This is a genomic window from Shimia thalassica, assembly GCF_001458215.1.
Taxonomy (GTDB): Bacteria; Pseudomonadota; Alphaproteobacteria; order Rhodobacterales; family Rhodobacteraceae; genus Shimia; species Shimia thalassica.
The window spans coordinates 514,868-537,852 of the sequence record NZ_CYTW01000002.1 but is presented as its reverse complement, the minus strand read 5'-3'; the positions used below and the strand labels follow the sequence as shown (position 1 = coordinate 537,852).

General features: G+C 56.4%; 22 protein-coding genes and 1 tRNA gene. 18 read left to right on the top strand and 5 right to left on the bottom strand.

Annotated features, from left to right (window positions below):
- The first annotated feature begins 24 nt into the window (after positions 1-24).
- From PH7735_RS12555 to PH7735_RS12520, 7 genes are all read left to right on the top strand, one after another.
- Positions 25-549: a hypothetical protein gene (locus tag PH7735_RS12555; RefSeq protein WP_058311708.1), complete on the top strand. Its 525-nt coding sequence runs from the start codon at positions 25-27 to the stop codon at positions 547-549.
- Positions 549-1,961: a 3'-5' exonuclease gene (locus PH7735_RS12550; protein WP_058311707.1), complete on the top strand. Its 1,413-nt coding sequence runs from the start codon at positions 549-551 to the stop codon at positions 1,959-1,961. The genes PH7735_RS12555 and PH7735_RS12550 overlap by 1 nt, the downstream gene beginning before the upstream one ends.
- An 87-nt stretch (positions 1,962-2,048) precedes the next feature.
- Positions 2,049-2,546 (top strand): flavin reductase family protein, encoded by a 498-nt coding sequence (locus tag PH7735_RS12545; RefSeq protein WP_058311706.1) that lies wholly within the window; start codon positions 2,049-2,051, stop codon positions 2,544-2,546.
- A 182-nt stretch (positions 2,547-2,728) separates the two neighbouring features.
- Positions 2,729-3,697 (top strand): bifunctional enoyl-CoA hydratase/phosphate acetyltransferase, encoded by a 969-nt coding sequence (locus tag PH7735_RS12540; RefSeq protein WP_233488312.1) that lies wholly within the window; start codon positions 2,729-2,731, stop codon positions 3,695-3,697.
- A complete protein-coding gene (locus tag PH7735_RS12535; protein ID WP_058311705.1) occupies positions 3,694-4,845 on the top strand; it encodes an acetate/propionate family kinase in 1,152 nt (383 codons plus the stop codon). The genes PH7735_RS12540 and PH7735_RS12535 overlap by 4 nt, the downstream gene beginning before the upstream one ends.
- Positions 4,846-4,983: 138 nt before the next feature.
- The gene (locus tag PH7735_RS12530; RefSeq protein ID WP_058311704.1) at positions 4,984-5,190 is read left to right on the top strand and encodes a hypothetical protein; all 207 of its coding nucleotides are present in this window, start codon (positions 4,984-4,986) and stop codon (positions 5,188-5,190) included.
- A 341-nt stretch (positions 5,191-5,531) separates the two neighbouring features.
- Positions 5,532-5,607 (top strand) — tRNA-Thr (locus tag PH7735_RS12520).
- A gap of 319 nt (positions 5,608-5,926) precedes the next feature.
- Here PH7735_RS12520 and PH7735_RS12515 read toward each other — a convergent pair.
- A complete protein-coding gene (locus PH7735_RS12515; protein ID WP_058311702.1) occupies positions 5,927-7,006 on the bottom strand; it encodes an NAD(P)/FAD-dependent oxidoreductase in 1,080 nt (359 codons plus the stop codon).
- A gap of 113 nt (positions 7,007-7,119) precedes the next feature.
- On the opposite strand from PH7735_RS12515, the gene PH7735_RS12510 reads away from it, so the two are divergent.
- On the top strand, positions 7,120-7,461 hold the full coding sequence (locus PH7735_RS12510) for a MerR family transcriptional regulator (RefSeq protein ID WP_058311701.1): 342 nt from the start codon (positions 7,120-7,122) through the stop codon (positions 7,459-7,461).
- A gap of 165 nt (positions 7,462-7,626) precedes the next feature.
- On the opposite strand, the gene PH7735_RS12505 is transcribed toward PH7735_RS12510, so the two are convergent.
- On the bottom strand, positions 7,627-8,601 hold the full coding sequence (locus PH7735_RS12505) for a sodium-dependent bicarbonate transport family permease (RefSeq protein WP_058311700.1): 975 nt from the start codon (positions 8,599-8,601) through the stop codon (positions 7,627-7,629).
- A gap of 66 nt (positions 8,602-8,667) precedes the next feature.
- Positions 8,668-8,901: a TFIIB-type zinc ribbon-containing protein gene (locus tag PH7735_RS12500; RefSeq protein ID WP_058311699.1), complete on the bottom strand. Its 234-nt coding sequence runs from the start codon at positions 8,899-8,901 to the stop codon at positions 8,668-8,670.
- Between the two features lie 106 nt (positions 8,902-9,007).
- Between PH7735_RS12500 and PH7735_RS12495 the strand changes: the two genes are divergently transcribed.
- On the top strand, positions 9,008-9,913 hold the full coding sequence (locus PH7735_RS12495; protein ID WP_058311698.1) for a hydrogen peroxide-inducible genes activator: 906 nt from the start codon (positions 9,008-9,010) through the stop codon (positions 9,911-9,913).
- 245 nt (positions 9,914-10,158) lie between these two features.
- The gene (locus PH7735_RS12490; protein ID WP_058311697.1) at positions 10,159-11,907 is read left to right on the top strand and encodes a sugar phosphorylase; all 1,749 of its coding nucleotides are present in this window, start codon (positions 10,159-10,161) and stop codon (positions 11,905-11,907) included.
- Here the strand turns inward: PH7735_RS12490 and PH7735_RS12485 are convergent.
- Complete coding sequence (locus tag PH7735_RS12485; protein ID WP_058311696.1) at positions 11,904-13,121, bottom strand: glycosyltransferase family protein; 1,218 nt, start codon at positions 13,119-13,121, stop codon at positions 11,904-11,906. The genes PH7735_RS12490 and PH7735_RS12485 overlap by 4 nt on opposite strands.
- A 12-nt stretch (positions 13,122-13,133) precedes the next feature.
- Positions 13,134-13,919: an HAD-IIB family hydrolase gene (locus PH7735_RS12480; protein WP_058311695.1), complete on the bottom strand. Its 786-nt coding sequence runs from the start codon at positions 13,917-13,919 to the stop codon at positions 13,134-13,136.
- A 485-nt stretch (positions 13,920-14,404) separates the two neighbouring features.
- Here PH7735_RS12480 and PH7735_RS12475 point away from each other — a divergent pair, with 485 nt between their 5' ends.
- The 8 genes from PH7735_RS12475 (at position 14,405) to PH7735_RS12440 (ending at position 22,939) form a co-directional block, all read left to right on the top strand.
- A complete protein-coding gene (locus tag PH7735_RS12475) occupies positions 14,405-15,529 on the top strand; it encodes an MHYT domain-containing protein (RefSeq protein ID WP_058311694.1) in 1,125 nt (374 codons plus the stop codon).
- A gap of 135 nt (positions 15,530-15,664) precedes the next feature.
- A complete protein-coding gene (locus PH7735_RS12470) occupies positions 15,665-16,519 on the top strand; it encodes an FAD binding domain-containing protein (RefSeq protein ID WP_058311693.1) in 855 nt (284 codons plus the stop codon).
- 14 nt (positions 16,520-16,533) lie between these two features.
- Positions 16,534-17,028: a (2Fe-2S)-binding protein gene (locus PH7735_RS12465; RefSeq protein ID WP_058311692.1), complete on the top strand. Its 495-nt coding sequence runs from the start codon at positions 16,534-16,536 to the stop codon at positions 17,026-17,028.
- Positions 17,025-19,454 (top strand): aerobic carbon-monoxide dehydrogenase large subunit, encoded by a 2,430-nt coding sequence (locus tag PH7735_RS12460; protein WP_058311691.1) that lies wholly within the window; start codon positions 17,025-17,027, stop codon positions 19,452-19,454. Before PH7735_RS12465 ends, PH7735_RS12460 begins: the two co-directional genes overlap by 4 nt.
- 51 nt (positions 19,455-19,505) lie before the next feature.
- Positions 19,506-20,381 carry an AAA family ATPase gene (locus PH7735_RS12455; RefSeq protein ID WP_199534991.1) on the top strand — a complete coding sequence of 292 codons (876 nt, stop codon included), beginning with the start codon at positions 19,506-19,508 and terminating at the stop codon, positions 20,379-20,381.
- On the top strand, positions 20,378-21,559 hold the full coding sequence (locus PH7735_RS12450; protein WP_058311690.1) for a vWA domain-containing protein: 1,182 nt from the start codon (positions 20,378-20,380) through the stop codon (positions 21,557-21,559). The genes PH7735_RS12455 and PH7735_RS12450 overlap by 4 nt, the downstream gene beginning before the upstream one ends.
- The gene (locus tag PH7735_RS12445) at positions 21,556-22,341 is read left to right on the top strand and encodes an XdhC family protein (protein WP_058311689.1); all 786 of its coding nucleotides are present in this window, start codon (positions 21,556-21,558) and stop codon (positions 22,339-22,341) included. Before PH7735_RS12450 ends, PH7735_RS12445 begins: the two co-directional genes overlap by 4 nt.
- Positions 22,334-22,939: a nucleotidyltransferase family protein gene (locus PH7735_RS12440; RefSeq protein ID WP_058311688.1), complete on the top strand. Its 606-nt coding sequence runs from the start codon at positions 22,334-22,336 to the stop codon at positions 22,937-22,939. The genes PH7735_RS12445 and PH7735_RS12440 overlap by 8 nt, the downstream gene beginning before the upstream one ends.
- Positions 22,940-22,985 lie beyond the last annotated feature (46 nt).

The following is a 22,985-nucleotide window of genomic DNA, read 5'->3' as shown; positions in this document are numbered from 1 at the left end:
GGGCCGCCATGAGGAGGAAAGAACATGTTTCTGGAATTGATCGCCGTTGTTTTTGCGGGGGTCGCCGCGGGCGGCCTGATGATGGTTGTGCGTCGCACCACAGGCGGACGCCTGCCCAGCTGGCTCGTACCGGTAACAGCAGGCGCCGCGATGATCGCGGCGACGATATCGAATGAATATACGTGGTTTTCACGCACACAGTCCGAATTACCCGAAGGCATGCAAGTCGCCCAAACAGTCGAAAGCCGGGCAATGTACCGTCCGTGGACCTATGTTTATCCCTATGTGGACAAGTTCGTCGCGGTTGACATCGCAACAGCCAAGACCAACGACGCACAGCCTGGTCTGGCGCTTTTTGATCTCTACTCGTTTGGTCGCTGGGCCGCAGTGAACAAAATCCCTGTATTGGGAGATTGCAATCTGGGGCGCAGGGCGGTGGCTGATGCGGATGTTGTGTTCGCCCAAGACGGAACCATCAGCGGGGCCGACTGGGTTCCGGTTGGCATTGACGATCCGATCCTATCGGTCTTGTGCAAGGAGATCGGCTAATGTTTGAGAGTCTGTCTTTGCGTCTGCGTGTTTTTCTGTTCTTTTTGCTGATCGCCTTTGGTGGGGCTGCCGTTGTTTCTGGCGCCTTGTTCATTGGTTTTCAGCGATCGGTCGAGGGCGACGTGCTCAATGGTTTCATCTTTTCTGCCGTGCTGTCCCTGTTTGGTTTCATGGGCCTGTCCATGGGCATCTGGCTGCTGTTTGATGAAAACGTGGCCAAGCCAATCGAAAGGGTGGCGGCCAGCATGCGCACCCGTGCCCATGCCGGCGTCAATGTCCAGCTGAGTGCGGAAGAAGCGCGCTATCTTGGTGATTTGGCCCCGGCCGCGCAGGCCGTAGCAGGTCAGCTGAACCAGACTGAGGAATCCACAGCGGAAGCGGTCGCAACCCAAACCGCCCAGCTGGCCACGGAAAAAGAGTTCCTGACCGCCTTGCTCACCGAAATTCCAATCGCCATGATCATTGTCAGCCCGTCCCACCAGATTGTGCTGTACGACGGACAGGCCGCCGAAGTTCTGGGACAGATTCATGTCCCCCGCCTGAATGCGTCAATCTTTGACTACCTGAGCAAAGACACCCTCAAGGCCGCCCACACCAAAATGGTCAAATCCGGCATGGATGTGTCCTTTGAAGCTCAAGGCACCGAGGGCCGGTTGAGTTTTGATGCCCGCCTGAAACCGCTGGGGGCCACGCAGGGGTATATGATTGTCATTGACGAGGCTCATGCCGAGATTTCGCCAGAGGCGGCGCGTCCGCTGGTCTATGACTTTGATCTGTTGGAGCACGAGGAAGACAAAGAATTCGAGCACCGCGCTGTTATGGGGCTGAACTTTGTGGTCTTTGACACCGAAACCACCGGCCTACTTCCGCATAAGGACGAGGTTGTGCAACTGGGTGCGGTACGTGTGGTCAATGGTCGGATCATCCCCGGCGAGAGCATCGACCAATTGGTCAATCCCGGCATGAAGATCCCCCCTGCCTCGACCAAAGTGCACCACGTGACCGACGCGATGGTCGCAAATGCGCCCGATGCGCATGTCGTGTCAAAACAGTTTCATGTCTTCGCTCGGGACTCGGTCATTGTGGCCCACAACGCGCCTTTCGACATGGCCTTTTTGCGCCGCTACGGCAAAGAGAATGGTTTGAATTGGGACCACCCCATTATTGATACGGTTCTTTTGTCTGCGGTTCTGTTCGGGGCCAGTGAAACCCACACGCTGGACGCATTGTGTGAGCGTTTGGGCGTGACCATACCGGCTCACCTGCGCCACACCGCTTTGGGAGATGCCTATGCGACGGCCGAAGTGCTGTGCAAAATGCTGCCCATGCTGAAGTCGCGTGGATACGCCACCTTTGGCGAAGTGATACAGCAAACACGCAAACATGGCCGATTGCTGGAAGATTTGAACTGATCTCTCGTAAAATCTCTTGCATGTGGGACCTATTCGCGTAAAGGCGGTGCCAATCATCAAGAATGGGCAGTAAAACAGGATCGCGCGATGGTCAGGCAGTTCACCCCATGTGAAGACAATTCCCGCGACTTTCGGGACGCGCTCGGCTGTTTTGCAACAGGCGTGACAGTGATCACCGCGCCCACATCCGGCGTTGGCATCGGCATGACCGCGAATTCCTTTTCGGCGCTTTCCCTTACGCCACCCTTGGTTCTCTGGGCCCCTGCCAAATCCTCTGAGCGCTATTCCTTTTTCTGCGAAGCAAAGCACTTTGCGATCCACGTCCTGCGCAACGATCAAAAACCTCTCGCCCTTGAATTTGCCAACAATGGCGACGCGTTCGAGAGTGTCGATCTGCGCTATAACGCATCCGGCGTGCCTGTGTTTGACGATTGCCTTGCACGGTTCGAATGCCAGACACATGCGCTTCATGAAGGCGGCGACCACTCTATCATGGTGGGCCTTGTTCAGCAGGCAATGATCGGCGAAGGCACGCCGCTGGTCTTTGCGCAACGCAACTATGGAGATTTCGCACCACGCACGTGAGATGCTCGCTTCGCAGGCATTTGGGCTGACATCCGCCCGTTGCTCTGGCAACTCGGGCGACGTTACGCAAACAACCGCGCCAATTTGCGCTGTGTCATGTTTTCGGGACAAAACAAGCGTATGTACCGCCGCGTAGTGCATAGTAACACCAGCTTTCCAGGCTGGGCATCAGGAGATCCACCGTGATTTTACCCATTGATCAGGTCGACCAAAGCAACGCAGCAGAAAGCTCGGCAAGCTTTGATCTCATGTTGAAAGCAACCGAGCCTCTCGAGCCGATCGCGACAGCTGTCGTGCACCCTTGCGATGACGCCTCTCTTGAGGGCGCGATAGCCGCGCGGGACAACGGCCTTATCACACCGATCCTTGTGGGTCCAAAGGACAAGATCAACGCGGCCGCAAGCGAAGCCGGTCTTGATATCAGCGGATGCGAGATCATCGACGCCGCCCACAGCCACGAGGCGGCCAAACTGGCCGTATCCCTTGTTCATGAAGGCCGGGCACAGGCCCTTATGAAAGGCGCGTTGCACACGGACGAGATCATGGGCGAAGTCGTACACAAAACACGTGGCCTGCGCACCGAGCGCCGAATGAGCCATGTCTTTGTGCTCGACGTGCCAACCTATCCCAAACCGCTTTTGATTTCTGACGCCGCGATCAACATCTTTCCGGATCTGGAAACCAAAGCCGACATCATTCAAAACGCGATTGAACTGGGGCACGCCCTTGGTGTCGATCTGCCAAAGGTTGCCATTCTGTCGGCTGTTGAAACCATTTATCCCAAAATTCCATCCACGGTCGAAGCAGCCGCGTTGTGCAAGATGGCCGAGCGCGGGCAAATTACCGGCGGGTTGCTGGATGGTCCCCTCGCCTTTGACAACGCCGTCAGCAAGGCCGCCGCAGAAACCAAGGGCATTGTCTCAGAGGTGGCCGGTGATCCGGACATCCTGATCGCCCCTGATCTCGAGGCGGGCAACATGATCGCCAAACAGCTGATGTATCTGGCTGGCGCCGACTCAGCGGGGCTTGTGCTGGGCGCGCGCGTTCCTGTCATGCTGACAAGCCGCGCCGATGGTACCCTATCGCGTGTCGTCTCTGCTGCTCTGGCCCAGTTGATGGTCCACTATCGTCAAGGAAAGGCATATCTGTGACCCAAGCCATTCTGGTCCTGAACGCGGGTTCCTCTTCCGTGAAGTACGGCGTTTTTGCCGCCGCTGATCAAAGCCTTCTGGCACAGGGGCTGATTGATCGTATTGGAAGTACTGCAGAACATCATGCAGATGGCAAAACAACCGTATTGCCAATCGCTCCAGAGGCCAAACATGCCGAAGCGCTCGCTTGGCTAACCGATCACCTGCAAGTCAGGCTGGATGACCTCGAAATCGTCGCTGCCGGTCACCGCGTCGTGCACGGTGGACAGGATTTCACCAAGAGCGCCGTCATCACCCCCGAGGTGATTGAAAAGATCATGACCCTCGCCCCCTTGGCGCCCGCGCACCAGCCGCATAACCTTGCCGGGATTGCAGCGCTCAAAGCGGTCTGGCCGGATATTCCGCAGGTTGCCTGTTTCGATACCGCGTTCCACCGCACCCAGCCGCGCCTTGCCCAGCTGTTTGCCATTCCGCGCGCACTCAGCGACGAGGGCGTGTTGCGCTATGGCTTTCATGGCCTCAGCTATGACTACATCGCCTCTCAACTTCCCGAGTACCTTGGCGCACAATCGGGCCGCGTGATTGTTCTTCATCTCGGCCACGGCGCGAGTGTGTGTGGCATGAAGTACGGGAAAAGCGTCGCGACCTCGATGGGCTTTACCGCACTTGATGGCCTGATGATGGGCAAACGTTCGGGCGAGCTGGATCCGGGTGTGATCTTCTATCTCGTGCGCGACAAGGGCATGAGCATCGAAGAAGCCGAGGAAATCGTCTCGTCTAAGTCGGGTCTTTATGGTGTCTCAGGCGGGATCAGCAGCGACATGCGCGACCTCGCTGCCAGTGACGACCCCGCCGCTGCAGAAGCGATCGATTTGTTTGCCTATCGCGCCTGTCGCCAGATCGGCTCTATGGCCTCGGCCCTGGAAGGCGTGGATGCAATCGTCTTTACCGCCGGAATCGGTGAAAATGCCTCTAATGTGCGCAGCAAGATTCTGGCCGGATGCGGCTGGCTTGGAGTAACCGAAAATGCGCAAGCCAATCAAAGTGGTGGGCCCGTTATTTCCACAGCGGACAGTGTGGTCAAAGCGCTCGTTATTCCAACAAACGAAGAAAAAGTGATTGCGGAACAAACTGCTATGTTGATTTAGGCAGGCAGGGCATCACCGGAAAACACATATGAAGCGGGCCTCGGTCCGCTTCGTTTTTTCTGTGATATCGAAAATGGAAAAACTGTGTTAACCTTTTATTAACCTATTGTGAAACATTACTCTCGCCGGGAGACTCTCTTGACCGAATTAAGCATCCGTCAGACCAAAGATCAGTGGCTTGATCTCTATCCCGACTGCCCCCAACGCGAGATGGCCCTACAGCTTTTGCGTCGTGGCCACATTGAACAGGCGCAGGCGTGGATTGATGCCCTAATAGATCTGCGCGACACCGGCCAAAGCAACTTGTTCGCCTCCGCAGCGCCCGCCAAAAGCGCCCGTCGTTAAACACGCCTCTCGCCCTCTTTGCCCTGCGCAACAAGGCTCTTTTTATTGCCCCCTCCGAGCCTACCAACCCTGCACTCCCTCTGCCCTGACACGAGGCCAAACAGCGAGACTGCCCCGGCCGATTTGGGACAATACACGTAAAAATACAACCACACAGCGCTTGCCTGAAAAAAAGTTTGCCAAATCATATTTTGGGGTTTGCACCCGCCTTTTTCTACGTTTAGAAGCATCGCCAACAGCAAACGAGATTCGATAGTTTGCGTCACTCGAAAGCAGCTTTGACTGCCTCTTGTAGACCAAACCAACCTCGCAACCTGTTAACGCCGTTCCTGAAACGGTGTGCCCCTATAGCTCAGCTGGTAGAGCAACTGATTTGTAATCAGTAGGTCCGCGGTTCGAGTCCGTGTGGGGGCACCATTTATACTTCACAACACACTGTTAGAAATTGACAAATTGAACGCTCCGCATCCCCAACGGTTACGGCTCGCCTTTCAACCTATTCCTGTAATGCCCCCCTTGCCGACTCGGAATCTGCATACAGAATCTTTTCCGCGCAACGTGACCTGCGCCGGCGTGTCTACAAATAGCAAAGTACCTCAAACGGCTGACAGTAATACGTTTTCTTCTCGGTCAGCGACGTCCGTCGCAGTCCGAGAAGAAAAGTTCCGAGCCTTCGCATTGGAAATAGCTGCCCAAATGCTGGAGCGTTTTAGCTTTCCAACAAGACCGCTCTGGTTCAATGAACCCCGAACCTTTTATGGGTTTTCTGAAGAAACAGCCCCTCGCCCTTGATCTTTCGCGTCAGAAAGTCTCCAGCGGTAAACAGTGACAGGAACGAGTTCCCTTTCTCCGGTCCCAAGGGCACCAGAATTGGCGCTTTCTTCCACGGGGTATAGGGCTTCAGGTCTTCAACCTTTTTGCCGCCGACCAGCGCTTGCAAGGATTTCTTTAGCCAAGGGATTTGTCGACTGGTTGCAACAATTGTCATCGCGTCCCCCATTTCGGCAACGTCTCCTGCGGCAAATACATTTGGCAAGGCAGACGGGCGCATCCAGCTGTCGACCTTGATCCGGTTTGCAGAACCTTTGGACACCCCCGGCAGTGCAGCCAAAATCTCGGACGTTGCGCGCGAGCCGATAGCCGGGAAAACCAAGCCCGCCGGCACTGTTTGCCCGTTGCTCAAAGACAGATCGCCAATATAAGGCACAGTCAGGCTCTCTAGGTTTTCGGCGCGGGATCCGAGGATGACTTTCACACCTGCGGCCTCGAGTTTGGCCTTGAGAGATGCTCCAAGTTTCTGAGGCATGTCCGGAAACAACGTCGGCGTTCCCGAGACCAGGGTGATTTCTTTCTCTGGCATGAAATGTGCGATCTCGCCGGCCAGTTCTGTACCAACAGCGCCTGCACCAACGATCGTCACCCGCCCTGTTGATTGCAGCAGTCCATGAATACGCGCGTTGTCGGCACGCAATTGCTCGATCCCACCGCTGTTCGGTTTGAATGGCATCGCGTTCTCAGAGCCGGTGGCCACCACAATATAGTCCGCCTCAACCCGCTCACCATTTTCAAGTGTGACGCCTATTTCGTCCACTTTTGTAGCGCGGGCTTGTATGACACGTCCCCTTTGCAAGAGTTTGTCGTATGGGACCAGAGCGTCATCCAGAATGGATGGATCCACCACCGCCCGGATCATCGCAGGCGTGTGCACAAAATGGGTGCGCTGTTCAATCAGAGTGATTTCTGCCTTTTCTTCAAGCTCTTGAGCAAGCTCGGCGCCGATGTAGCCGCCGCCAATGATTGCGATGCGAATGGACATAAGGGTAACTCCTGATAACCGAGGGGCGATTGCAATGCGCCGTTTCCAGAGTTACATAAAGATCAGATCAATAAAAAACAATAGACCATTGTTCATGGTTTACGGAGTATCAGATGCGCATAGGTGAACTCGCTGACAAATCAGGTGTCAGCCGCGACACAATCCGGTTTTACGAACGCAATGGCCTCATTTCGTCGACAACGGGCGAAAGCGACACTAACAACTATCGCGACTATCCGGATCACAACCTTGAACTCTTGGGGTTTTTCACCAAAGCCCGTGATGCAGGTATGTCGATCGCGGATCTGCGCGACATTATCGAGACGATGAATGGCAGTTGCGACCGATCAGAGGCCGCCCAAGTGATACGCAACAAGATTGATGATCTGAAGACGCGCGCCGATCAGATTGCCCGGGTCGTCACATTCCTTGAGCAAAGCCTTGAGAACCGGTGATCAAACGGCGTGAAAAGAAGGGCCGCACAAACTGAGGGCGGCCTTTTCTGTTTCATGAGGTTTGTCACTCGTCAGTTCGGAAACTGTTTGCGGGCACTACTCTACTTTGACATCTTCCGTTTCCATGTTTCGGCAAACACGAGGCAACTGCCTGTCACGGTTCGCTCAAGGCCCCACCGAACTTGCGAGCATGAAATAGAGCGGCATGCCGAGTGTGAGGTTAAAGGGGAACGTCACACCCAGCGCGAGGGTCAGGTAGATGCCGGACTTGGCTTTGGGAAGTGCCAACCGCATCGCAGCCGGAACCGCAATGTAGGAGGCCGAGGCGCTGAGTACCATGAGGAGAAACGCGCCGCCTGTTGAAAGCCCGACCAAAGCTGCCGCTGCGAGACCGAACAGGCTGCCGATAACGGGCATCACACAACCAAATAGAAGCAAACCGCCGGAAATGTCTTTGCGGTGTTCCAGAATGCTGCGCCCCGCAGAAAGGCCCATATCCAGAAGGAACAGTGCCAGCACACCGGTGAACGGCACGACAATGAAAGGCCGCAGGTCATTGAGACCGCTTTCACCTGTCGCTGCCCCGATCACAAACGATCCGACAAGCAGCACGATCGATCCGTTGCCAAGGATGTGCCGTATCAGGGATCTGTCAACGGCAATGCCCTCGCCCTTGCGGGCAGCAATCCAGAGCGCAGACATGATGGCAGGCACTTCCATCACGGCTGCAACGGCCACAAGATAACCTTCAGACGAGATGCCGCGCGCCTCGAGCAGGCTGACTGCCGTGACGAAAGTGACAATGGAGATCGATCCATAGTGCCCCGCCACCGCAGCAGCATTCAACCCATCCAGACGGGTCATCACCCGAAGAAGGCCGAAGGCGACAAAAGGCAAGACAAAGGAAAGCACGATACCGGCGCCGAGGGATGCTACCAGCTGTCCGTCAATTCCCCCTTTGGAGACGGCCGCCCCGCCTTTGAACCCGATGGCAAGCAGCAGGTAGATCGACATGACCTTGGCCGCGCCTTCCGGGATCGACAGATCGCTGCGGGCAAAGGCCGCGACGAGGCCAAGAACAAAAAACAAAATAGTCGGCGCGAGCAGATTGCCCGCCAGAGAGGCGATTGAAAGTTCCATAACTGTCCCTTGGATTTTTTGCAGGAAGTTTAAGGCGGGCCTGTTCCCGCCGAGATGTGATGCGCGTTAGAAGTCAAAGAGATCCGACAGGAAACTCTCGCGCTTTTTCCATGGCTTCTGTGCGTGGTGTCTATCCCGCTCGCGGGAATAGTCCTGCGCGACGGCGGGGGCAGAGTGAGCGATGATCTTGTCCAACTCTCCACGATCCAGCCACACGCCGCGACACTGTGGGCAATAATCGATTTCGACGCCGCTGCGCTCGCTGATGACAAGCAGGGTTCCGTCCACTGGGCATTTCATATGGGCACCTTTCAAGGTTGCTGGGGTCACTCGCGCCGATATGGGTTGAAAGGTAGATTAGATTCAAATATATATAATGCGCATCAAACATAGCTTGAGGCTATATATGCGCCCTACCCTACGCCATCTGGAATATATCGTGGCGATCGCTGATACCGGTCAGGTCGGTCTGGCTGCGGCACAGCTGAACGTCAGCCAGCCGAGCCTCTCGTCCCAGTTGTCGGAAGTTGAAACCGAGCTTGGCGTTACCCTGTTCCAACGAGGCCGGACGGGCGCCAAAGTCACCCCCGCCGGCGAAGAGGTTGTGCGACGCGCCCGCAGGATCCTGTATGAACATCAAGATTTAAGAGCTGCCGTCAAGGGAGGCGGCATTTTCCAAGGTCGGCTCCGGCTTGGGGTGCTGCCATCGATTGGCCCGTACCTCTTGCCGGGCGTGGTCAAACGTCTCCACAAGGACCACCCGAGTTTTCGCCTGATCGTTCGTGAAGAAAGCACGCGCGACCTCAGCGAAGGTTTGCGCACGGGGCGGTTGGACATGATCATTTCCACGCCAGAAGATCACCCCGGCGCGCGCAGCACGTATCTGTTCACCGAAACCCTTTGGGTTGCCATGGCGCGTGATCATCTTCAGGCACGACAGACTGCACCCTTGCCGCTGGAGGCTTTGGCGGATCAGACGTTTTTAACGCTGAGCCCGGGTCACAGGCTCTCTCACATTGTTGCAGGCCTGTCTGCCAGAGCGGGCGGACGGGTGTCAGACGAGTATGAAGGCACAAGCCTTGATGCCATCCGGTTGATGGCAGCGACAGGCGCCGGTTTCGCGATCCTTCCCAGCATCTATGCGGCGGTTGAGGCCAGACGCGGAACAGATGTCTGTCTGCGCGCCCTGAAAGACCCTACCGCAAAACGCGACATTGCGTTGATCCAGCCTGCTCTGCCTGATCCACGTATGGGAAGCGATATACTGGCGGATGTTCTCAAAAGCGAAGCACAGGTAATTCTCAAGCACTGACCGTTGGCTGGTTTTGTGACTGTCGCCACCCTAAGCCGATGCTCGGGAAGCAGACATAGCTTTGGGCCAGTACAATCACCGGCTGTTTTAGCAATTGTGACTCTGCTGCAGAAATCATCAACATGGCCCCGGATGCCGCAGGAACTGGCGTATATGGCTAAAATTGATTTTGGAAACCGGACAGGTTCCCTATGGTCGGGTGACCAGATCATTCAAATGAAGACTACCAGACAAGCTCCTGACCGATGACACAAAAACACGCTCTTCACAGTAGACTTACCACCCTTATTCAGGAGATTTATCCTGCCGCAGAGAGTGATCACATTGCGCATGACGTTATAGACGCGTTCTGGCCGGATGGTTCCCAACAAAGCGAGACCGGCCGTATCCCCAGCAATGATCTGTGGAACGAAGAAAATGCCCTCCTGATCACCTATGGCAACTCGATCATCGACGGCAGCCACAAGCCGCTTGATCTGTTGCATGACTTTTTGCTGCGCCGGATGAAGGGCGTGGTCAACGGTGTGCATATCCTGCCTTTCTTTCCCTATACATCCGACGACGGGTTTGCCGTATCCGATTTCCGCGCCGTGAACCCGCAACTTGGGGACTGGCCGGATATCAACCGGATCAGCGAGGATTTTGACCTGATGTCTGATCTGGTGCTGAACCATGTTTCAAGCCAGGGACACTGGTTCAACAGCTACCGGCAGGGACAGGCGCCCTATGACAAGTATTTCTTCGAGGCCAGCCCCGATGATGACCTCGGTGATGTGGTCCGCCCCCGCACAACGCCCCTTTTGCAAGAGGTCGAAACGGTCAACGGGCCGCGTCATGTCTGGTGCACCTTTAGCCATGACCAGATTGATCTGGATTTCCGCAATCCTGAAGTGCTGTTGGAATTTCTGCGCATCATCCGCCTGCATGTCGACAACGGCGTAAAGGTCATCCGCCTCGATGCGGTGGCCTTTCTCTGGAAAGAAGCCGGAACCTCATCGATCCACCTTCCCCAGACGCACGCCATTATCAAGCTTATGCGGCTGTTGTGCGACTATGCTTCCGAAGACATTATCCTGCTGACCGAAACCAACGTGCCCAAGGCCGAAAACCTGAGTTACTTTGGCAAGCACGACGAAGCCCACGCCATTTACAATTTTCCTTTGCCTCCGCTGATCCTGCATGCGGTCATGTCAAATTCCGCCCATTACCTGCGGCGCTGGCAAAGCGGCATGCCCCCCGCCCCCATGGGCTGTGCCTATCTGAATTTTACGGCCAGCCACGATGGCATCGGGATGCGGCCGGTCGAAGGCATCCTGCCCGCAACGGAACAGGCGCGCATGATCGATACAATCAAGCACACGGGTGGTCTTGTTTCCATGCGGGCCTTGCCGGACGGCGGCGAAGCCCCCTACGAGATCAACACAACGTACTTTGAAGCAACGGCGCAAACCTTTGACGGAAAAGACGATCATCACTTTGACCGCTTTGTCTGCACCCAGACGATCCCCATGTCGCTCGAGGGCATTCCCGCCTTCTATATCCATTCGATGCTGGCGACCCCTAATGACCATGCGCAGGTCAAACATCGCGGCATGAACCGTGCCATCAATCGGCACCGCTGGGATTATCCAGAGCTGAACGCATTGCTTGATGACCCCGCGTCGAAGCAGTCGCGGGTTTTGACGGCACTGTCCGAGCGTCTGCGCATTCGCGCAAAGCAACCGGCGTTCCACCCCAACGCCACACAATTCACAATGCCCTTGGATGATCGGGTTTTCGGTGTCTGGCGGCAAAGCCTTGATCGCCGCCAATCCATCTTTGCCCTGCACAACGTCAGCGACCAGCCTGTCGTGCTGTCACATTTGTCGATGAACCTGATCGAAGACGAACAGTGGTTTGATTTGCTGGGCAGCTACACAATTGACATGGACCAGGAAGAGATCATGCTGGCCCCGTATCAATGTCGCTGGATCACCAATCAGGGCCGAACCTAGTATTCGGCCTCATCCGCTATTGCGGCCGCGTTCATATCTGTAAGAAATGACGGATCTGCAGCGTGCACGCGGCTCCACGTGGGGATGAACGGTGTCTCATGCGGGTTATCGAGAAACACTTGCCCTGCCCGCATGATGTTTTCCGCAAACAACTCGATTGAGCGTTCTTCCGTGTGGCGGTCAATGTTCAGCCCGTTCATTTTTGCGTCGCTGCAATAGCTGTCCAGCAGATCAAGCGCCAAACGATAATAGGTGGCCTTCAGTGTACGGAACACATTCGGGGTAAACACGGTTCCATCGGCTGCAAGTTTGCGGAATATCGCCTTGCAGATATCGGTGGACATCCGGTTAAGGCCCGCCGTCGCTTCATCCGCGCTCAGATCCTGATGTTTGTGATCATAGGCATCCGAAATTTCAACCTGACACACGGCTTTGGGTGCGAGATTGCGCCATGCCTCGGACAACACGCCGATCTCAAGCCCCCAGTCGGACGGGATTCTCAGATCAGGCAGGATGGCCGTGCGCATCGCGAATTCACCGGACAGCGGATATCGGAAGCTGCGCAGGAAATCGATATAGTCACGCGACCCGATCACACGGTTCAAGGCAATCAACAGAGGGCTCACCAGCAACCGCGTGACCCTGCCATTCAGTTTTTCTCCGCCAATGCGGGCGTAATACCCCTTGGCGACCTGATATGGGAACGTGGGATTGGCCACGGGATAAACCAGCCGCGCAAGCATTTCCTTGTCGTAGGTCAGGATGTCACAATCGTGGATTGCCATCACGTCACTGTCTGCACAACTCATCAGATACCCAAGCGACGACCAGACGTTCTTGCCCTTGCCCTGCTCGTTGGGCCGAAGACCCAATGCGCCAAGACGATCCCCAAGCGCCAACATGCGCGGGCTGTCGTTCCAGATGACAATATGGTTTTGATCCAGCGCCTTGAAGAACTCTTTGGCATGGCGAAACTGCTCTTCGCTTGCTGCGTCCAAACCAATGATAATCCGGTGCAGGTATTTGACCTCAGACAGCTCTTTCAGGATGTTGTGCAGCGCATCGCCTTCAAGTTCCGAATAAAGGCACGGCAAGATCAAGGTGATGTTGCGTGTACTTGCAAATGCGCTCAACTCGTTTTCCATTTCACGAACGTCGCGCGTGCGCAGGTTGTGTAGTGTCGTGATGTTTCCGTTCTGATGGAAATCAGCCATGTGTTCTTCGTCCTAGGTTCGTGCGAGGCGGTCAATCGCTTCCAATACCGCCAGATTCCATCCTGTGGGCCCTGGTTTTTTGGTGCGTATGATGCCGCCGGTGTTTTCAGTTTCGAGAGGCGCAAGAGGTTCCCGCGCGGGGTTGGCAACCACGATGCCGAGATCCGCAAATTCCAGCATCGCAATATCATTGGGCGCATCCCCAAGAGCAATGGTGTGACGCGGCCGGTAGGTCTCGATGAGGTTTCGCATCTGGTCGACTTTATTGGTCCCCAACGAAAGCGTCAAAAACCGCCCGCCTTGTTGGGCGGTGACACCTTGTTGCGCCAATGCGGCCAGAAAAGCATCCCTTTGTTCCGCGGTTCCAGACCATTGTCCCGGTTCGGAAAAGCTGCGCTCTTTGGCACGCGCGGCCCCTGCGTGTGAAAGTCCGGTGAGTTGCGCCACTTGCGCGACGCTCAGATCTCCGAACCCGAGAAACAGGCTGCGCAGATCTTTGGGCAGACTTTCAAGGACCCGACGCACGGTTTCATATTGTGACGCATCAGGGGATTGTTGAACAAAAGGAGTTAAGAGGCCGGCCCCGTTTTCCACGATTGCAGGCCATTCCTCGACTCCAAGTTTCTGCCGTAAATCACTGATTTCAGGGGCTGTTTTACTGCTAGCCAGAACAAGACCCGCCGACATGTTTTTTAACGCTGAGAGTGCAGGAAAAGCAGGCGAAAAGTCATAAGTGTCATGATCAATCAGGGTGCCGTCAAGATCTGTAAAAACCAACAAGTCGCAAAAGTCTGCCATGGCTAAATACTGTCCGAGATGCATGGGGATGACAAGTAACGCCCCCACCACTTGCGCCCGAAACAGAAGCACGGTTTTGGTGTGAAATGCTTGGCAGTTGCGAACGCCGCTCCTGCGACAAAGCCACGGACGCCCCTTAAAAACCAAGGATAAACAGCCGCTTGAGGCCGTTCGTTCACCTATGAGCCAGCTTCAGACCAGAAGTCCGTCCCGATAAAGTTGCGGATATTTTTTGCACCTATGCGCCTAATTATTAAGCATTCAAAACGATGCACACCGGACCAAATCGGGCAACAACGCGTCAGGGCCGCTTTGCCAAGGCCCCTCAACACACCCGCAACGGCGTGCTGTGCATAGTTCAGAATGCCCGGACTCGTCTCAAGCCCCTCTTTGAATTTCGCAGAACGTCAAAGGTCAAAACTTCACTTTTTTGGGCACATTCTCTTTATTTGCCATAATATCGATTTTCGTACAGATTAGCGCTCATGGAATTCCTTGAATCAGATCACAACACATTCCTTGTGTTCATGTCCTGTATTGTGGCGCTTGTTGCGGGTTTTACCGGGCTGTCTTTGACACGCGACCTGTCAAAGAAACCCCTGTTCCAAAGACAGGTTTCCATCGCGCTGGCATCTGTCGCTTTGGGCGGAGGCATTTGGTCGATGCATTTTGTGGCGATGCTTGGGCTGCAATTGCCGATCCTGTTTTACTATGATGCGGCGATAACGCTGATGTCGGCGTTGACGGCGATCCTGATCGTCGGGGCTGCGCTGGTGATGCTGCATTTTCTGGAACGCACGCCGCTGTTGATCAGCCTTGCGGGTGGTGTTGTCGGCGTGGGCATCCTTGGCATGCACTATATCGGTATGGCTGGTCTCGAGATGTGCCGCGCCTCTTATACCCTCTCGGGTCTTCTGACATCGTCTGCTGTCGCGATCGGGCTGTGCATCCTTGCCTTTTGGGTGGCCTATGGCGGGCGGACCAACCGCAATATCGTCATCGGAACCGTGTGCTTTGCCTTTGCGGTTGTCTCGGTCCACTTTTTGGCGATGGCAGGCACAAACTTTGTCGCAGAGCCAAACCTGACCGAATTCGGCCCCACGATGAGCAATGAGGTTCTGGCGCTTGGTGTGGTGTTCTCGAGCTTTGTTTTGTTCGGCACGTTCCTGTGGGTCAGCGTCACGTATCTTGTCGCAAGACCTGTGGGCGACGTCACCAGCCCGCCTGTGCCCGAACCCACTGTCCCAGCTCCAGCCCCGCGCCCAGCGCCGGTAGCACCTGCGTTGCAAATCCCCTGCGAACGGGATGGGGCCAAGGTTTTCATCTCGCCGGAAGATGTGTCTCTTGTGCGCGCTGACGGGCACTATACGCAGATGTATGCCGGTAAGGACCGGCTGTTTTGCGTCTGGCCCATCACAGAGGCGACCAAACGGTTGCGCCCTGCGGGCTTTTTGCAGACGCATCGCAGCTATCTTGTGAACCCGAGCAAAGTCTCGCGCTTTGAACGGGCCAAAGACAAGGGTCTCTGTATTTTTGAATCAGAGGAATTGCCAAGTGTTCCGGTCAGTCGTTCCAAACTCAAAACCATACAGGCCGCCCTCAGCGTTTAGCATGGCGCATTTCGTGCTGACCTAGGCGCATTTCGTGCAAAACCTTTGTATTTCACGGGTTTTGTAATGCCTGCCCCGTGCCCTGCGTGCCACCGTCCTCTCAGCCAGAACAAACGCTTTTAGGGAGGAGAGCAGATGATTCCAGCTGCATTCGAGTATTATCGACCACAAGATATGGCCGGGGTTCTTGCCATTCTTGAAGAGCACGGAGACGACGCACGCGTTATGGCGGGGGGGCACAGCCTGATCCCCATGATGAAGTTGCGCATGGCCGAAGTGCCCCATCTCATCGACTTGCAAGACGTTGGTGGATTGTCAGATATCACTGTTGAAGCAAGCCGCATCGTTATCGGTGCGATGGTCACCCAAGCCGACATCATTGATAGCGCAGAGCTGACCGCTGCCGCGCCGATCCTGCGCGAGGCGGCATTGCAAATTGCCGACCCTCAGGTGCGGTATATGGGCACCGTCGGGGGCAATGTTGCAAACGGCGATCCCGGCAACGACATGCCCGGCCTGATGCAATGTCTGGATGCGACCTTTACCTTGGTCGGATCAGACGGAGAACGTGATGTGCCAGCACGCGACTTTTATGAAGCGGCCTATATGACGGCGCGTGATGACGAAGAAGTCCTCACCGCTGTGTCGATCCCCTTGCCCAGCGGGGGGTATGCCTATGAAAAGCAAAAGCGCAAAATCGGGGACTATGCGACCGCTGCTGCATCCGTGCAGATCACCCAGTCGGGCGGCACCTGCACGTCCGCTGCCATCGCAATGACAAACCTGAGCGACACACCCATCTTTTCGGAAGCGGCCGGTGCGGCCTTGGTCGGAACCGCGCTTGACGATGCCGCGATCAAATCTTCTGTCGCCGCGATGCTGAACGACATCGACCCAACCGAGGACAACCGCGGACCCATCGCGTTCAAGAAACACGTGGCGGGTGTCATCCTGCGTCGCGCCATCGAGCGCGCATGGTCGCGGGCGTAAGGGAGAAAGAAACTATGTCTAACAAAATGCACATCAAACTGAACGTGAACGGCAAGGAAGAAGAGTTTCTGGCCGAACCACGCGAGTTACTGATCTATACCCTGCGCGAGCGGTTGAACATCACCGGACCTCATATCGGATGCGAGACCTCGCATTGCGGGGCCTGTACGGTCACCATCGACGGCAAATCGGTCAAATCCTGTACGATGTTTGCCGCCCAAGCAGACGGCAAGTCGATCACAACCATCGAGGGCCTTGGCGGTCCCGACAATCTGCACCCGCTGCAAGAAGCGTTCAAGGAACACCATGGGCTTCAGTGTGGCTATTGCACACCGGGCATGATCACGCGGGCAACCAAACTTCTCGAAGAGAACCCGAACCCGACCGAAGAAGAAATCCGCTTTGGCATGGCAGGCAATATCTGTCGCTGCACAGGGTATCAGAACATCGTAAAATCGATTCAGGCGGCAGCTGTGGAAATGAACGCATCCAAGGAGGCTGCAGAATGAAGGACGAAGTAGATACCCGCGAAGATCGCGTCGCAAACCTCAAAGGGATGGGGTGCTCGCGCAAGCGCGTCGAGGATGCACGCTTCACACAAGGCAAAGGCAACTATGTTGACGATATCAAGCTGGACGGCATGCTGTTTGGTGATTTCGTGCGCTCGCCCTATGCACACGCACGCATCAAGAGCATCGACACAGCTGCAGCGCTTGAGGTGCCCGGTGTTCTTGCCGTTTTGACCGCTGCCGATCTCGAACCACTGGGTTTGCATTGGATGCCGACGCTTGCCGGTGACAAACAAATGGTTCTGGCAGACGGCAAAGTGCTGTTTCAGGGTCAGGAAGTCGCCTTTGTTGTAGCCGAAGACCGCTATGCCGCGGCGGATGGCATCGAACTGGTCGAGGTAGAGTACGAAGAGCTTCCCGTCATCGTAAACCCGTTTGAGGCACTCAAGTCGGACGTAGTTCTGCGCGAGGACCTGATGGGAGAAGGCGGCTCGTTGCCGGACGGGGCCCATGGCCCACGCAAGCACCACAACCACATCTTCACATGGGATGCGGGCGACAAAGAGCCCACCGAAGAAGTCATCGCAAATGCAGACGTCGTGGCCACTGAAAGCATGTATTACCACCGCACGCACCCCTGCCCGCTCGAGACCTGCGGTTGCGTCGCCTCGATGGACAAGGTTAACGGCAAGCTTACGCTCTGGGGCACGTTTCAGGCCCCGCATGCGATCCGTACTGTGGTGTCATTGATCTCTGGTATCGAGGAACACAACATCCGCGTGGTGTCGCCCGACATCGGAGGCGGCTTTGGCAACAAGGTTGGCGCCTACCCCGGATATGTGTGTTCTGTTGTCGCCTCGATCGTGACAGGCAAGCCTGTCAAATGGATCGAAGACCGGATGGACAACCTGATGACCACCGCCTTTGCGCGTGATTATCATATGACCGGCAAGATCAGCGCGACCAAAGAAGGTAAGATCACCGGTCTGCATTGTCACGTGACGGCCGACCATGGCGGTTTTGACGCCTGCGCCGATCCGACCAAGTTCCCCGCAGGTTTCATGAACATCTGCACGGGCTCTTATGACATTCCCACGGCCTATCTTGAGGTCGATGGCGTTTATACCAACAAAGCGCCCGGTGGTGTCAGCTATCGCTGTTCGTTCCGCGTGACCGAAGCAGTATACTTTATCGAGCGCATGATCGAGGTTCTGGCAATCAAGCTTGATATGGACGCGGCAGAACTGCGCCGCATCAACTTTATCAAGAAAGAGCAGTTCCCGTATCAGGCCGCGCTTGGCTGGGAATATGACAGCGGTGACTATCACACGGCTTGGGACAAAGCGCTAAAGACCGTCGACTATGACGGGCTGCGCGCAGAACAGGCCCAACGTGTCGAGGATTTCAAAGCAGGCAAAACCCGCAAGCTGATGGGGATTGGGCTGTCTTTCTTTACCGAGATCGTGGGCGCCGGCCCCGTCAAGAATTGTGATATCCTTGGCCTTGGTATGTTCGACAGTTGCGAAATCCGCATTCACCCGACCGGATCGGCAATTGCGCGTCTGGGAACGATTTCTCAGGGTCAGGGCCACGCGACCACCTTCGCCCAGATTTTGGCCTCTGAAATCGGGCTGCCCGCAGACTCGATCACAATCGAGGAGGGCGATACAGATACGGCGCCTTACGGGCTTGGCACTTACGGGTCGCGCTCGACACCTGTTGCAGGGGCCGCAACCGCCATGGCAGGCCGCAAGATACGCGCCAAAGCGCAAATGATCGCGGCCTACCTGCTCGAAGTGCACGACAATGACGTGGAATTCGACGTGGACCGGTTTGTTGTCAAAGGCGCGCCTGAAAAGTTCAAGACGATGAAGGAAATCGCCTTTGCCGCCTATAATCAGGCCATCCCCGGAATCGAACCCGGTCTTGAAGCGGTCAGCTACTATGACCCGCCCAACATGACCTATCCGTTCGGGGCCTATGTCTGTGTGATGGACATCGATGTGGACACGGGTGTTCCGGAAATTCGCCGCTTCTATGCGCTGGATGATTGCGGCACACGCATCAACCCGATGATCATCGAAGGACAGGTCCATGGGGGGTTGACCGAAGCGCTTGCCGTGGCTCTGGGCCAGGAGATTGCCTATGACGATATGGGCAACTGCAAGACCGGCACGTTGATGGACTTCTTCCTGCCAACGGCATGGGAAGTTCCCAACTACGAGACCGACTATACCGTGACGCCATCGCCGCACCATCCTATCGGTGCCAAGGGCGTGGGCGAAAGCCCCCATGTCGGTGGTGTGCCTTGTTTCTCTAATGCGGTGCAGGATGCGTTCCGGCCCTTTGGGAACACACACACCAACATGCCCCATGACCATTGGCGGATCTGGAAGACCGCAAATGAACTGGGCCTGCACGGTTGACACTCAAATGTGGGCTCCCGCCGTGCGGGGCCCACAAACCGGGAATTCATGATGACGTGGAAACATCTTCAAACCGCTTTGGCGGATGACGGGTATGTTGCATCCGATGATCTGTCGGTTGCCATTCACCTCGCGCTTACTTTGGGGCGTCCTTTGCTGCTCGAAGGGGCCGCGGGTGTGGGCAAAACACAGCTGGCAAGCAGTCTGGCAGCCCAGCGCGAGACCAAGCTGATCCGGCTGCAATGCTATGAAGGCCTGGATGCGGCGCAGGCCATCTATGAATGGAATTACCAACGCCAGTTGCTGACCATCCGAGCGGCAGCCGAAGACGGCGAGACCGGCAAGGCCGTGGAAACCCGTATCTTTTCACGTGATTTCCTGCTCGAACGCCCGTTGCTGGCGGCCATCACGCAGGACACCCCTCCTGTTTTGCTGATTGATGAGATTGATCGCGCCGACGAAGAGTTCGAGGCCTATCTTCTTGAACTGTTGTCAGAGTTTCAGGTCACCATTCCGGAACTGGGCACCATCACGGCGCAGTCCCGACCGATCGTGATCTTGACATCCAACGGCACCCGCGACCTGTCGGATGCTTTGCGACGTCGCTGTCTTTACGCCTATGTCGATTATCCTGACCGGCACACGGAACTCGCCATTCTGAAAGCACGCAGCCCGCACATCGAAGACCGCTTGGGCGCCCAGATTGTAGGTTTTGTACAAAAATTGCGTGAGGAAGAGCTTGAAAAAGTACCAGGCGTGGCCGAGACACTGGACTTTGCCGCCGCCTTGATGGGGCTGGGCATTGCCGATCTGACCGATGATCCAACGGCATTGCAATACGCGCTTGGCACATTGCTGAAGACCCAAAGCGACCGTGCCCAGATCACGGTCGAGGTTGCAGGCCGTATTGCAGGACGTGCGGCATGACACGCGTGACCCGTTTCTCCAGTCGCGACCCCGGCCCCGCAGCCCGCGTGTCGGGGTTTATGGCGCATCTGCGCGAAAACGGCCTGCGGCTTGGTGTATTGGAAACGGATCTGGCCTTGGCCGCGCTGTGTGAAGTCAATGCCATCCGGCCAGAAGAAACGCGTCAGGCCCTGCGCGCCGTGTGCACAGGATGCAAGGACGAGGCCGAACGCTTTGATGCGCTGTTTGACAGTTTCTGGTTGGATGCGGGCCGCGTAAAACAAAAGATCGTTCAAACGCCCCCCAGCAAGAACAACCCCGACATCCATTCATCCGTCGACGCCAAAGGTCAGGACCTTGGTAGTTCAGGAAGCAGCACCGCACCTGACGGTGGGACTGGTGACGCCAACAGCGATGGCGAAGGCCGCCTTATTGCCACCCATGTGAGCAATCTGATGCGTAAGGATTTGCGGGACCTTGTACGCGCGGAAGACATCGCACAGGCCGAGGACGTGGCGCGTCGTTTGGGACGAGCCTTGCGCGACCGCAGATCTCGTCGACGTATTGCCGCGCGCAAAGGCGACAGGCTGCACTTTCGCAAAACCATCCGTGCCAGTCTTGGCACCGGCGGTGAGCCTTTGCGCCTGATGCGCAAACACCGCCCTGATCGCCCGCGCAAGATCGTTGCCTTGTGCGACGTGTCCGGCTCGATGACGGTTTATGCGCAGGTTTTTCTGGCTTTCCTGACAGGATTGATGCGCAGCGATCCAACGGCGGATGCCTATTTGTTTCATACCCGCCTTGTGCGCATCACCGAAGCCCTTCGGGACAAAGACACGCTGCGGGCAATTGGACGGATGTCCCTGATGGCCGACGGGTTCGGCGGTGGTTCCGAGATCGGGCCGTCGCTGGCACGGTTTGCCAATACCTATGCCAAACGCTTTGTCGATGGGCGCAGCGTTGTTCTGATCCTGTCGGACGGCTATGACACCGCGCGCCCCGAAATCCTTGATGCCGCGCTGCGCACCCTCAAGAAACGCGGCTGCAAGGTTATCTGGCTCAACCCTCTCAAGGGGTGGAGCGATTATGCGCCTGTCGCCTCGGGCATGGCCGCCGCCCTGCCCCATCTTGACCTGTTTAAAGCTGCCAACACTTTGGCCGATCTTGCGGCCCTTGAAAATGAGGTGCTGTCCCTATGACTCCGGCTGAATTCCTTTCAGAAGACCTTGCAGGTGTTGTTCAAAACCTGCGCGACAACAACGAACCCTTTGCCTATGCCACCATCGTGCGCACCGTTGGTTCAACCGCCGCAAAACCCGGTGCCAAGGCCATTCTGGGGGCGGATGGCACGATTTTGCACGGGTGGCTTGGGGGCGGATGCATTCGCGGCGCCGTCAAAAAGACCACCATGGCGGCCCTGGCAAGCGGGCAGCCGCAATTGGTGTCCGTGGCCCCCGAAGAAACCCTGTCCGAGAAAGGTGTCAGCGCCGGTGAAGAAGTAGACGGCACGCGGTTTGCACGCAACGGGTGCCCGTCCAAAGGCAGCATCGATATCTACGTCGAACCCTACCTGCCCATGCCACAGCTTGTGGTGCTGGGCGGCTCGCCTGTTGCCCAAGCGCTTGTTTCATTGGCCCCGCAATTTCATTGGGCCGTTCTGGAGGAGACACCCGACACCATTGCCGCCACAAACCTGCAACGCGTGATCGTTGTGGCCACCCAAGGCCAAGGCGACGTTCAGTCCCTCGAAAGCGCGATTGCATCTCAGGCTGCGCATGTCGCGTTTGTGGGCAGTACCCGCAAATTCGCAAATCTTTCGGAAAAGCTTTTGGCGAACGGGCTGAGTCAGGAACAAATAGATACCGTCAAGGCACCGGCCGGTCTCGATATAGGGGCGGTCACGCCCGAAGAAATCGCCCTGTCCATACTTGCCGAGCTTGTGCGTGTGCGCCGCACACCGGTTCAAGTGGCGCATGACTGATGTTGCAGCGATCATTCTGGCCGCGGGACTGTCGCGCCGCATGGGGACCAACAACAAGCTGTTGTTGCCAGTGGGAGGTATCCCCATGATCCGCCATGTTGTGATGCAATACCGCTCTGCCCTGTCAGGCCCCATCACGGTTGTGACGGGTCACGAGGCGCCTCGGGTCACGGCCGCGCTTGAGGATCTCGAGGTGGACTGCGCCTTTCATGCAGGTTTTGAACAAGGCCAGCAAACCTCGGTCGCGTTTGGTTTGTCGAAGTGTCCTGATGCAGAGGTGGTTCTGATCGGATTGGGCGATCAGCCCTATTTGCGCGCAGAAGACATCACCACGCTTGTTGAGGCCCATCACAACGCCGCCCCGAACAAGATATCTATTCCGGCGCTGGACGGCACACGTGGCACCCCCATCGCCGTGCCCCGCGCCTTGCGCCCGCGTCTGACGGCGGATCCGTCCCGACCCGGATGTATGCGGTTTACTCGCGACAATCCCCAGCTGGTGCAGCGGCACGGCCTGACTGCGCGCGGGTTCTATTGCGATGTCGATACACCAGACGCCTATGCGCTGGTGTCTAACGAAGAGGACGCCCTCTCATGAGAAAGCTCATCAAAACAATCAACCGCCTGCGCAAGAAAATGGCGCT